This window comes from Paenibacillus cucumis (ex Kampfer et al. 2016) (assembly GCF_019748695.1).
GTDB classification, from domain to species: Bacteria; Bacillota; Bacilli; order Paenibacillales; family Paenibacillaceae; genus Paenibacillus; species Paenibacillus polysaccharolyticus.
In genome coordinates this window covers 266,415-279,024 of the sequence record NZ_JACLIC010000020.1, presented here as the reverse complement: position 1 = coordinate 279,024, position 12,610 = coordinate 266,415, and the positions used below count along the sequence as shown (strand labels likewise).

Annotated in this window: 10 protein-coding genes and 1 pseudogene; 3 read left to right on the top strand and 8 right to left on the bottom strand. The window is 45.0% G+C overall.

Features of this window, described 5'->3' with window-relative positions:
- Positions 1–29: 29 nt before the first annotated feature.
- The 3 genes from H7T88_RS12760 to H7T88_RS12750 form a co-directional block, all read right to left on the bottom strand.
- On the bottom strand, positions 30–1,721 hold the full coding sequence (locus H7T88_RS12760) for an extracellular solute-binding protein (RefSeq protein WP_221788754.1): 1,692 nt from the start codon (positions 1,719–1,721) through the stop codon (positions 30–32).
- A gap of 144 nt (positions 1,722–1,865) precedes the next feature.
- Positions 1,866–3,446 (bottom strand): glycoside hydrolase family 43 protein, encoded by a 1,581-nt coding sequence (locus tag H7T88_RS12755; RefSeq protein WP_312027614.1) that lies wholly within the window; start codon positions 3,444–3,446, stop codon positions 1,866–1,868.
- Positions 3,447–3,491: 45 nt separating this feature from the next.
- Positions 3,492–5,021, bottom strand: a complete 1,530-nt coding sequence (locus H7T88_RS12750) for a glycoside hydrolase family 43 protein (protein WP_221788753.1) — start codon at positions 5,019–5,021, stop codon at positions 3,492–3,494.
- Between the two features lie 206 nt (positions 5,022–5,227).
- On the opposite strand from H7T88_RS12750, the gene H7T88_RS12745 reads away from it, so the two are divergent.
- The 3 genes from H7T88_RS12745 to H7T88_RS12735 are packed head-to-tail and all read left to right on the top strand — an operon-like array spanning position 5,228 to position 6,869.
- Positions 5,228–6,109, top strand: coding sequence for an AraC family transcriptional regulator (locus H7T88_RS12745; protein WP_221788752.1), 882 nt, complete (start codon positions 5,228–5,230; stop codon positions 6,107–6,109).
- 32 nt (positions 6,110–6,141) lie between these two features.
- Positions 6,142–6,582, top strand: coding sequence for a ribonuclease domain-containing protein (locus H7T88_RS12740; RefSeq protein WP_221788751.1), 441 nt, complete (start codon positions 6,142–6,144; stop codon positions 6,580–6,582).
- 11 nt (positions 6,583–6,593) lie between these two features.
- Entirely contained in the window at positions 6,594–6,869 is a 276-nt protein-coding gene (locus tag H7T88_RS12735) for a barstar family protein (protein WP_221788749.1), read from the top strand.
- Between the two features lie 187 nt (positions 6,870–7,056).
- On the opposite strand, the gene H7T88_RS28735 is transcribed toward H7T88_RS12735, so the two are convergent.
- The 5 genes and pseudogenes from H7T88_RS28735 to H7T88_RS12715 form a co-directional block, all read right to left on the bottom strand.
- Positions 7,057–8,367, bottom strand: coding sequence for a carbohydrate-binding protein (locus H7T88_RS28735; protein ID WP_423246134.1), 1,311 nt, complete (start codon positions 8,365–8,367; stop codon positions 7,057–7,059).
- A pseudogene (locus tag H7T88_RS29250) lies at positions 8,359–8,697 on the bottom strand (hypothetical protein); the annotation flags it as partial. The gene H7T88_RS28735 and the pseudogene H7T88_RS29250, both read right to left, overlap by 9 nt.
- Positions 8,698–8,790: 93 nt before the next feature.
- A complete protein-coding gene (locus tag H7T88_RS12725) occupies positions 8,791–9,711 on the bottom strand; it encodes a carbohydrate ABC transporter permease (protein ID WP_221788745.1) in 921 nt (306 codons plus the stop codon).
- Between the two features lie 15 nt (positions 9,712–9,726).
- Positions 9,727–10,668 carry an ABC transporter permease gene (locus tag H7T88_RS12720; RefSeq protein ID WP_312027617.1) on the bottom strand — a complete coding sequence of 314 codons (942 nt, stop codon included), beginning with the start codon at positions 10,666–10,668 and terminating at the stop codon, positions 9,727–9,729.
- 157 nt (positions 10,669–10,825) lie between these two features.
- Complete coding sequence (locus tag H7T88_RS12715) at positions 10,826–12,505, bottom strand: ABC transporter substrate-binding protein (protein WP_221788741.1); 1,680 nt, start codon at positions 12,503–12,505, stop codon at positions 10,826–10,828.
- Between the last annotated feature and the right edge of the window lie 105 nt (positions 12,506–12,610).

Genomic DNA, 12,610 nt, shown 5'->3' with positions numbered 1-12,610 from the left:
CTCCTGATTTCAGATCAAAGACACCTGCCTTAATAGGATAAAGCGAACGCCTGGTGATCCCTGGCGGCTTGCGTTCTATACCATGCGTTCACCTCCGATGTAATCTCTTTTCCGCCCAGTTCAAGCCAATCTACTACAAATTGATCGAATTCTTCGATAGGTGATCCATAAATAATATTCATAAATACTTCAAGCTGCAGATCCCGAAGGATAATCTGCCGATCTACCATCGTTTCCGTAATTCCGCCTGTGAATTGATCATACAGAAGCTGTCCATTCAGATCGTAATCATCCGCGATGCTAAACGCACCTGTTGGCCCGTAAGTCTGCTTCCATCCCCACCCGCTCTTCAAACCTTCTGATTCATAAGCAGCAATTCGCTTGTGAATCGCCAGCGCTTCGTTCTCCAGCACAGAAAAGTCACCTGTTGTACGTGCATCCCGAATATCTCGATATGCATCTAAATTTTTGGTTCCCGGAAAAGGAGTGACCGGAGACAGCATCCACACCGCACGTGAGTCGTCATTATAGTACGTTTCATATTCCGCATTCTGTCCCCAGTTTTTGTCCAGATGCAAATTCATCAGTTTAACGACGACTTCAGGATGGGCAAAACCTTTTCTCACAGCAAAGTAGTTTCCTGTATTGGAACGCAGCGGTACAACTCTGTTTCGACCTGTCTCAGCTACGATCGGATATGCCTGCCATTCTGCTTCCGGATCTTCATCACGGGTAGACTGGACAACAAAAGGAGTCCACTGCTCACCATAGAGCATGCCAATTTTCCCCTGATCAATGAGACGGTATGCCTTGCTTCCATTTTTGTAAGCAAAGTCCGGATCAAGCTGTCCCTCAAGGTACATGGTCTGTAATACTTCCAACGCCTTACGTACCTCAGGCTGTATGCCTCCATAGGTCAGACCGCCCTCAGGATCTTTAATCCAGATATTCGGAAACGCACCATACCCCGCCATAAATCCAGAAACGCCCATAACCGGGTCCCATAGATAACTCGTTAGCGCAAGTCCGTAGGTATCTTGTTCTCCATTACCATCCGGATCACGTGATGTAAACGCTTCCGAAACTTTCAACACGTCTTCTATCGTTTCAGGTGCCTGCAGCCCCAATTTATCCAGCCAATCTGTTCTGATCCACAAATACTGTGCCGTTTCAATGGAAGAAGAAGATTCGGGAATAGCCATTAGCTTGCCGTTAATCGTAGCTGCATCAAACGCCCCTTTCCCTTCGGCCTCCAAAATATTTTTGGTTAGTGGCGTGGCGAAATCACGATATACTTCCGTCAAATCTTCAATTAGATTGGCATTGCTCAGCTGCCTTAGCTGATATGGGTTAACTCTGACGACATCCGGGAAACGGCCGGCAGCAAGGGAAACCCCTAACTTTTGATTATACACATCGCCCGTTGCAATCCAGTCATACCGAATCTGAATACCAAGTTCCTGTTCGTACAAACGAGTCCAGCGGTTATCGACCAGTGTCTCACCGGGCAGTTGCTCAATCATGCGCTGTAAGTCTTCTCCCGTTTCTCTGACAAAAGAAACTTGAATGGGCGGGGAATAGGCCGCCAAAGATGAGGTCTGCTGATCCTTAGATAAGTTGTTGATATGACCGGAGTCTCCCTGCGTATGTCCAGTAGGTATACATACGGTTAGAAAGATAATAATCGTCCATCTTGTTTTGTACATCCATCGCTTATGCATGGTGACATGCCCCCATTTTGATTGAATGAACGTATCTATTTCTTTTTTCCATAATTGTTATCATTGTACAACATTTAATCTGTCATGAGTACGAAAAAGCCGCCGTTTGGCGACTTTTATTTATAACTCTGAGCAAGAATTGATTTACGGAGAGATATGATATTCAAAATTCGAAAAGTCGGCCATGCCCCCTATTTCTTGTGTGGAGATCAGAAACAATCCAATTCTACAGCCCATGAAGTGATCCAGCTTGTAGACCATTTTGTGCGGAATCCCGAGGCTCTTCCAATCTGCCCCATCCACATAGGCAAAGCGGCATTCATCTTGATTATCTATAAAATTGGCTGAGGCTTGCAGCTTCACTACAGGTCCTGTTACAGGTATGCGGGCGTACTCCGTGGCAGGCTCCTGGTCAATCATACTGCCAAATATGCTGTTATCCTGACTTACTCTGGCCTGCATAACGAGATAGTACTTGCCTTCATTTTTTGTCATTGCAATCAAACCATACGTGCCAATCAGAAAACATAAACCTGCATAATCACCATCGTTCAGGCCACTGCCATCCAATGTTACTGACGCTACACAAGCCGGCCCCATGGCCCGCTGAGTGAGTGTATTCACTGTAAACGTCAGGTTAGGGCTAAGTTGACCCGTTCGAATTCGGTACACTCCCGGTACTTCCGTAACAGACCACAGATCATCATGCGGTGTATGATTCCACTGCCAAACATCCCGAAGTCGCACATTACCCTGACCATCCAGCGTATATTCGAAACGATCGCTTGCAACCAGCGGTTGGTAACGGTAGCCCGGCCTTGTGCTGGCCAGATCGATTTGTTTCGGAGCCTCTTTTGCAAATACAGGTACGCCTTCCTCGAAACGCATCGGGACCAGAACCGGAATTCGCCCTACGGCCCCATGGTCTTGAAAAAGCACAGCGTACCAGTCACCATCCGGTGTATCCACGATTCCGCCTTGAGCAACCCCTGAATTAAAGTATCCCATATCATCATTGAACACTTCTCCGCCAACAAATGTACCATCCAGCATATCCGCCCTGTAACAAGCTTGCGTTCGTCGCCCTGCTTCCTTCGTCATATGAATCAGGAAGACATAATAGATACCTTCAATTTTGTAAAAATGTGCACCTTCATACCCCAAGTAGTGCGGCTGATGGTCTGTCACTAGGATGCGATGCCTCCCTTCCGGCTTGGGGCCGGAGAGATCGGTTTTTAATTCAGTTAAGTGAATCTCTCGATTACCATGTACCAGATACACCCGTTCGTCATCATCAAAAAATAACGAGCAGTCATGGTAGAATCCTTCTACAATCTGTTTATTCCAAGGTCCGGTTATCGTTTCAGAAGTATACAGATACGTTTTACGAGTATCATTGGCTACAAAAATGACGTAGAACTTGCCTTGATGATAACGGAGTGAAGCCGCCCACATGCCTTTTCCGTAGATCTGCTGCCCGTTCTCCAGCCGCTGGGCTGGTGTATTATCCAGTCTGTCATATACATACGAAGCGGTTTCCCATTGAATCAGGTCATATGACCGGAGAATAACACATCCAGGCATCATATGCATGGTCGTACTTACCATATAATACGTATCTTCTACCCGAATGACGTCCACATCCGGATAATCGGCCCATATAATCGGATTTGAATACATCGTGTAAAACACCTCTTTTCGGAGTTCAGCATCATAGCTGTTCACTCTGGCTCCAGCTCTCCAATCAACAGGAAAAATCCCTTCCTGATGTTAGGCTTCTTCAAACATCCATTGGTTTAAAAGGATGCATGGGTTTTCTTCTGATGGTTTCAGTACAAGATACAGGTCGTGTTCATGCTGAGCGCCAGTTATTGAAGTCGATGCCTCCATCCATTCTTGACCCTCCGCTGATGCAGGAATATGCACTTTTCCAATTAAATTACCGTCTTCTCGCCCTAGTCGAAGTTCAAGAGTACACGATCCACCTTGACTGCATACGGTTGCAGTAAAGCTTGCCGCCCCTTTTTGACCAAAATCCACACGCGAGATAGCAATCCAGCTTCCTTCATGCATCACACTGACAACTTCATCTGGTTTTGGAGACTGGCCTTGTGCCGCTTGCTCCGAACCCGAGCCACTTATTTGACGGGTGATCACTCCCGCATTCCAGCCAATCGTTGACCCGCTGACCTGTTGATATGGATTGAATGATTTCAGTTGATCTACACCTTCGTAGTCCGCTTGAATCGCTTTGATTCTTCCACTTGTCTCTTCGTACTGCACCTTGTTCAGATGTGTGGAACGATACCCTTCCGGGATATCCATCGCCTGGCACAGAGTCTGCGCATGATAAGCAATATACCACTCATTCCCCAGTGGGAAAATAGCATGATGATTGTTACCGCCAATCCCGAAGAAGTGGCCCGGGTTTTTAAGGATTGTTCCCTGATACGTCCATGGACCCATAGGCTGCGCACTTGTCATGTATACAATTTCTCCCGGCGGCGGGCTATCCTCGTCACGTTCAACTTGAAAAAAGTTGGAGCAGTAAGTGTAATAATAGATGTTATCATATTTATGTATCCCCGAATTTTCAAACATAAAAGGAGCAGGAATGATCTTGGCCTTACCCTCAACACTGACCATATCCTTTCCAAGTCTCATCACTCGCGCCGTATCCGGACGCTCTGGTTTCCCCTCAGGCACGCCTCCACCAAAATAAAGATAAGCTTGATGGTCATCATCCACAAGCACAGCAGGATCAAATAACCACGTTACGTCTTCAACACCCGGCGTTTCTCTTGTCACCAACGCTTTTCCGATCGGATCTGTCCAAGGCCCTATAGGTGTTGGTGCGCTCAGAACACCAATACCGCTGGCATTATTGGCAAAATATAAATAAAAACGATCTTCACCATTCAAATTGCGATGTGCAGCTGCTGGAGCCCAAGATTGGGAAGCCCAGGTAGCTGCCCCTTCTGGACCTGCTACTTTGATTTCCCCATGATCTGTCCAGTTGATCAAATCATCCGATGAGATGACTGTAATTTTATTGATCGACTGATAACTGTTTTTCTGAGGAATCTCATTCGCATCATACTCCAGTTTATCACTGGTCATATAGAGGTAGACCCGGTTATTAAACACGAGTGCATAAGGATCAGCTCCGAATTTGTGTGCCATTAGAGGATTAGCGTTGGGACGAAGCTTTCCAATCTCCTTTGGTGTATGCCGCAAGTGACCCGTTAAGCCAGCTTCAGTCTTCTGCTCCCCATTTTGTGCCATCGTTTCGTTGTTCATTTCATTTCCTCCCGCAAATAGAATGGATCTTGCATTATTTTCATATCTAATCAGGTATCCATATATTAGGGCACAACAAATAGAAAGCGTTTGCAAATCAAACGTTTTCATGATAGTATGATTACATTTTAAGTGAAACTAAGTCCAATTTCATTGCGTAGTTTGCATGTTTTATTGCGTGAAATGACAGGAGGTACTTCTACCATATGTCTTCTGATTATTTTTATGATGCGATTCAGCCAGAGCTTTTGTACCGCCATCCCCTAACAACCTACAGGTATGATTCCAGTTATCACCGCCACAACGCGTATGAAATCTACTTATTCCTGCAAGGAAATGTACACTTCTATGTCGATCATCGTTGTTATCCCATGCAGCGTGGTGACTTGCTTGTCATATCTCCTGAGGAGATGCATCGGACACTTATTGTGGACGAGACTGAATATGAGCGAATCACGATTAACCTCAAGAAAACCTATGTGTGCCAGCTATCCACAGTTTTGACGAATTTATTATCTTGTTTCGATCATCGCCCTGACGGAAGTGGCAACATCATTCATCTGAATGAGAACCAGTTAAATCAGCTTCTGTATTGGACCCGTCAGATTGAAGAATCTGCTGATTCTAACAAATATGGTGCAGACGTGCAGACCAATGCTGCTATGGCACAACTACTTGTTCTGATCAACCAGTGGTTTCAGCATAATTCCTTTGTACCCCAAGACATCATGCCTGAACTGGTACGCAGAACGATGGAATATATCGAAGCACACATCACGCAACATATTACTCTCGGACAATTGGCCGAACAATTTTATATGAACAGCACCTCCATCAGCCGGCAATTTAAAAAGCATACCGGGCTTACGCTTCGCTCCTACATTCTAGGTAGACGCATTGAACTTGCCAAAACACTTCTTACAGATGGACTGAGCATCACAGATGTTTGCTTCCAGTCAGGGTTTAGTGACTACGCCAATTTCATTCGTAGCTTTACCAAGATCGTTGGAATCTCACCGGGAAAATATATGAAACATCGGCAAGCCGAGCTTAGAATTGATTTGTTGCCGGAAACCGATTACCATTAAGAGCATTGTCATCATTAAAAGGAGATCAGAACATGCTTTTAAAAAAATGGTTGTATCCTCTATTCGTCTTGCTTTCCGTATTATTGCTTGCAGGTTGTACCTCACAGATTATTACCAATACCAGTTCTCACGCTGGTCAACCCTCCAAAGAGATGGGATTTCAGGAGGTCGCCGATTATATCAAAGAGCATCATGAACTTCCGCCCAATTATATTACGAAAAAAGAAGCTCGTAAGCTGGGCTGGGAGCCTAGTGAAGGCAATCTGGGTCAGGTCGCTCCAGGAAAGAGCATTGGCGGTGACGTATTCAGAAATCGCGAAGGGCTGCTTCCCAATAAAAAAGGTCGGATCTGGTATGAGGCGGATATCCATTATACTGGTGGAAAACGCGGAAGCGACCGAATTCTATATTCGAATGACGGTCTAATCTATCAAACCACCGATCATTATAAGACTTTTCAACAGATCAAATAACGGAGGAACACATGAATATCATTCAGATCGACGGTCGTTACCTTCTTAATCGGGAATCACTCCATAAGTTGTTACAAGATAAATTGCAATTGGATGAACATTACGGACACAATCTGGACGCTCTATGGGATGCCTTGACAGGTGAAGTCAAGATGCCGCTGACGATCCGCTGGAGTCACTTTGATATAAGCAGAGAAAAGCTCGGTGATTATGCAGATCAGGTTCTTGATTTAATGCGCGAAGCAGAGCAAGAGATTGACGAATTCTCATTAGAGTTATGGTCATAGTAAAACAGGCTGCCTAAGGGCAACCTGTTCTTTTTTCTTCTACTAAATTCTGCTATCTTATTTTAACTTCTTTTGACTTCAATTCCCTTCTATTTACTTCTTTGCCTCGTTCTTCTCGTTCTTCTCTTCCTTATATCTATACTTGCTCTTTTGCTTCTTGCCTTGTTCTCTTCATTAACATCTGTCCTTACGGTTGCACAACAAATGTTGTTACACTTTGGGCTGGCAGGTCTGCCGAGAATCCGTTGCCGGATATCTGCAACGCAGAGCCAGCCCCCAGATTACGTGTGCTGTCCGTTACCCAAGAGGATACAGTAGAGGCTGTTCCATTCTGTACAGTAAATCGCTGATTCACGCCTGATGTATTTTTGTTAATAGCAACGATAACGATTTTGTTGTTCGCTCCCTTGTATGCCGAGACATATACACCATTTGCCGGATTTTTGGTTGCATCTACTCTGACATCACCAGGGCGCACGAATTTGGAGTAATGAGCCATACTATAGCCACGTTTACTTATCGTTCCATCCTCTTTGATCGGTCCATAATGTCTACGGATATACCACCATACATACGTCTGAAAATTACCTTCAACCATTGCGTTATACATATGCTCCGCTACTCCTAAAGCTTCAGGCCAGCGATCTGCAGAATTGGTCTCGCTGTTCGGATAGTATACCTCTGTCATCCAAAGCTCTTTTCCTGCTCCCTTTTGTTCAAATAACGGATATGGAAAGTCGCTGTATTGCGTACCATACGTATGTGCACCCAAAATATCCATATTCGCAAGGGCTTGCGGATCATTCAAAATAGGGTCCGACATGTTTTTCACATAAGAGAAGGATTCCGGGGCAATGACCCGATTGTTGATGGAACCCGCGTTTTCTTTCATGAAACGAAGCATTTCCTCCGGAGACCACCATGTCCAGTCATGGGCATAGTCAGGCTCGTTTTGTACGGAAATCGCATACAAGTTGACGCCGTTATTTTTCATAAATGTATCGAATTCATTCAAATATTGAGCGTAAGCCGCGTATTTGTCGTACTTGAGTCGTTTGGCCTGTGTAATCTGCGTATATGCGGTTACGTTGATGTTATCAATGTTCGGTCCACCCGTTCCTGTAGTAACCAGCTTCAACGTGCTTGTGCCATTCACCATCGGTACCTGAATCGATTTGTCCTTCCAAGTGTTTCCACTGCCTGTAGCTTCAAATGGTACGTTACTAAGCGCTAATGTGCCGTTCACGTATACATCCAGGTTACTCGTTCCTGAAGGAAGTGAATACCGAATTTTAATGTTTTTGGTGCCGGTGCTGCCAATCAGAATCGTATTCCACTGAACAGCCGAGCCGCTCGCATTTTGGAAAGTAACATAACCTGATCCTGTATATCCTGTCAAAGAACTCCCCGCTACAGCCCCGGTCAACGTTGTCGAGGATTCAGCTTCATACGTTGAACCACCGCCCGAAGTAGTGCCGATGGTGACCAGTTCCGTCATATCTGTTGGTGGATTCCAAGGAGATGCAAATACAATCGCATCATGTTCAATCGCCTTTTTGGCTGTATCCACTTCCCGTTGCCAGTTGTTCTTGTTCTCATCAATCGGAATTCTTAGAACAGAGAAGCCCAGCTGGTTAGGCCCATTGCCAAAAGCGGTTTCCCTCTCAGAGGCAGTGAGATCACCAATCCAACCGGAATGTGTCATACCGCCAAAACCCCGAATCACTTGTTTGGGTGAAGTTACGTTAATTACAGCATCGTTCGCCGCCATTACTTTGGAGGAAGCAGGTACATAAAACAGGGGTAGTGCTGTTAACGCTGCAAGCATCGTACAGAGTGATTTTTTGAACATAGAATTCACGATTTCTCATCTCCCGACCATTCAAATTCAAACACAACAATCTTAACCTTAACCTAACTTTTATCCCTTTACGCCTCCGATGGTCATACCTTGAACGAAGTATTTCTGCAGGAAAGGATATACCATCAGAATTGGAACACTTGCAATAATAGTCATCGTTGCCCGAATAGAAGTTGGTGTCACGGCAACTCCGCTGTTCTCGGCAGACTGATACACATCACTTGCCGATGACGTTGCCGCCGTTGTTGACGTCTGCAAAATCTTCATCAATTCATATTGTAGTGTACTTAGCTCCTTGTTAGATGAGTTATAGAGAAAGACGTCAAACCAGGAATTCCATTGACCTACTGCCACGAAAAGAGAAACGGTTGCCATCGCTGGAATCGTTAATGGCAGTACCACTCGAATAAATGTCGTAAATTCTCCTGCTCCGTCAATGCGGGCCGACTCCAGAATGCCTTCAGGCAAACCTTCAATAAACGAGCGAATGACAATCATATTGAACACACCGATGACACCCGGAATGATATAAACCCAGAAAGAGCCAATCAGGCCGAGATCACGGATCAACAGATAACCCGGAATCAATCCTCCGCTGAAGTACATTGTGAAGACAAAAAACATCGTCACAAACTTACGAAGTACAAATTCCTGCCTGCTGAGTGTATAAGCAAGCATCGCCGTACAGAAAACAGACACGATCGTTCCGATAATCGTACGAAGCGCCGAGATCAGTGTGGCATGGTAAATGTCGGATTCTCCAAAAATATATTTGTAGTTATCCAGTGTCCACTCCCGAGGCCACAGATAAATGCCTCCGCGAATCGCATCATTTGCATTATTCAGCGAGACCGCGATCATATTAATAAACGGATAAATTGTAACAATCATCAAACAGATCATGAATGTGATATTAATGGCATCAAATGCCCGGTCCCCGGCACTGCTGTTCCGCAAGCGGGATGATTTTGCTTTTGGCATGGCCTAGGCCTCCTCTTAGAATAGTCTGCTTTCTCCCATTTTTTTGGCGATATAGTTGGCGGTAAAGAGGAAGATGAAGCTGACCACAGTTTTGAAAATCCCTGCTGCTGTACCCAAAGAGAAGTTCCCCATTCCCAAACCATACTTCAAGACAAAGATATCCAGGTTCTCAGAATAATCCATATTCATTCCGTTGCCCAGCAAATATTGAGGCTCAAACCCGGATTCAAGGATGCTTCCCATATTCATGATCAGCAAAATCACGATAACCGGTTTCAAACCTGGCAGTGTAATGTACAACATACGTTTGAAACGACTGGCTCCGTCAATCTCAGCTGCCTCGTACTGAGCAGGATCAATGGCTGTAATCGCCGCCAGATAGATGATCGTGTTCCAGCCGACATCTTTCCATACTTCGGTGGCCCCCAATATGCCCCAGAAATACTCCCCTTTGCCCATCCACAGCACAGGACTGTCGATCAAGTGCAGCTTCGTAAGAATGAGGTTGATGATACCATCAGGTGAAAGTACAGTAAGCACAATACTTGAAGCAACAACCCAGGAGATAAAGTGAGGCAGGTAACTGACCGTTTGTACAAAACGTTTAAAAACGATATTTTTCAGCTCGTTTAACAGAAGTGCCAGCGTTATCGCTGTAACAAATCCGAGTACCAGCTTAATAGAACTCATCACCAGCGTATTTCGCAACACCCGATAGAACGTATTATCTTCAAACAGGGTTTGGAAATGCTTCATTCCTACCCACTGTTGATCTGCGAAAGCTCTTGCCGGTTTGAAGTTCTGGAACGCCATCGTCCAGCCCCATAACGGCAAATATTTAAATACAAAAGCCCAAATCACAAAAGGAATACACATAAATGCCAAGCTGCGCTGCTGCAGCAGTCGTTTGTAGAAGCTGTTTCCTCGATCACCTTTTGGACGGGAAGCCCGTGGAATCGATTGAAGGGGTACATTTGGTTCCTCCACGATGCAGATACTCCTTTCCCTTTTCTGTTATTCGTGTGCGGAGAAAGATTTTATAGAGGGTTGTTCCCCTTTTTCTCCGGCACACGTAACAGTTTGTTTTATATTTTTTTGTATTTGTTGGATCGAATTACCACTTACCTGCAACCCGATTTTGAATGACTTCAGTCATTTTTTTCTCGTAACCTGCTTTATCCAGTTTGCTGAATTCGGCCATGTAAGCATTCCAAATATTATCGAAGTTGGAAGGCGCGCTCAGAATCATCTCAGGCAAATACTTGCGCTGTATATCATCTGATTTGGTGGTGAATACCTGTTCAGGTGAACCCTGCTCAAGAGCAATGGACCATGCAGGGAACCACGGACGCTCTTCCGGCTTGTTGAACAGTTCACTGAATGTTTTGATGCCATAAGCATCGAGGAATTTTTTATCACCTTCTGTATATGTTGCTGCGACAACTTCCGGCTGATTACCTGGATTGTATGCGTTCCCATCAGACAGCGTGGATTCTGTACCATAACGCGGCCAGTCATTGGCGAAATAAGCAAAGCCGAATTTGCGGCTCAGTTCTACATCGTCATGCATCTTCCGCTGTTCATCATTGGCGTAATAGAAGCGGCCCTTTTCATCTACGCTATATGTTTGATCCTTGATGCCCCACTGCACAAGGATCTGATTCTCCTCTTTGAGCAAATTATCAAAATACTTGATGATCCGTTCAGGGTCTTTCGCATTCACGCTAATTCCGGTTGCATAGTTGTTTACGAAACCGGGAGGATCAATGTATTGATCTTTGATGTTTTTGTCAAAGACGATTGGCAGAGGTGCGTAACGCTTTTCGTCAATCCCTGCTGCAAGAAGGTTATTGGTTGCATCTCCAACCTGCCATGCGTAGTTAAAATAACCGAGAACCCGCCCCGAGGTCAGTTTCGCTAAATACTGATCCTTATTCATCGTGAATGATTCCGGATCAAGTAAACCTTTTGCGTTAATTTCATTCAGTTTTTTGATCCAGCGTTTCTGTTCTTCCGTGCCTGAAACCGTTCTTGCGACATGGGTTTTCATATCTACCATAACGCCGCCGTCGTTAGGATATCCTGCAAGGTGCATAGCCGGATTCTGCAGGGTGAAGAAGTTATTGGCTACACCAGCTAGGGAAACAAACCCGATCGTTTCGGCTCCATCCACTGTAGGGTGTTTCTCCTTATAATCCTCGATCAGATCAAAATATTCATCCAGCGTCGTAATTTTAGGATAGTTAAATTCCTTCAATACAGAACGTTGAATCCAGAAAGCTCCCCCGCCAATGTTAGGACTGCCTGAATATTCGCCCTGGTTGGCTGTATAAGGCAGTGCATATATTTTACCGTCTTCCGGGTTTCTCATTTTGTCGAAGTACGGTCCATACACTTTCTTAATGTTCGGACCGTATTTTTCGATCAGATCATCTAACGGGATGTAAGCTCCGGCATCCAGCAATTTGGACATCTCTCCGCTGGAGGCGATAACATCAGGATAGTCACCGCTAGCAATCATAACCCCTGCCTTTGTGGCACTGTCACCAACGAGATATTCCATTTTAAAGTCCACACCCGTCTGCTTCTGCAGCTCTTTACCAATCGCCGTTTCACTTGCCAAAATGTCCTTCTTGCCAGAAGAAAACATATAATACGAGAATGTGACAGGGCTGTTATCATCTTCTTTTCCTGTAGATGAGACCCCTGGAGATGAGCTTCCAGACGAGCACCCAGCCAACAGGGATGCCAGCAATACGGCTAGTCCTGTCGTTTTCAAAAACGGTTTTAACATGTGTTTTGTTCCCCCTTTTTAGTTAAACGATGTATGTAAGCATTTTCAATATATCAAGATAACGCTTTCATAGTTACCCACAAAACTGTACATTGTTCTTAAAAA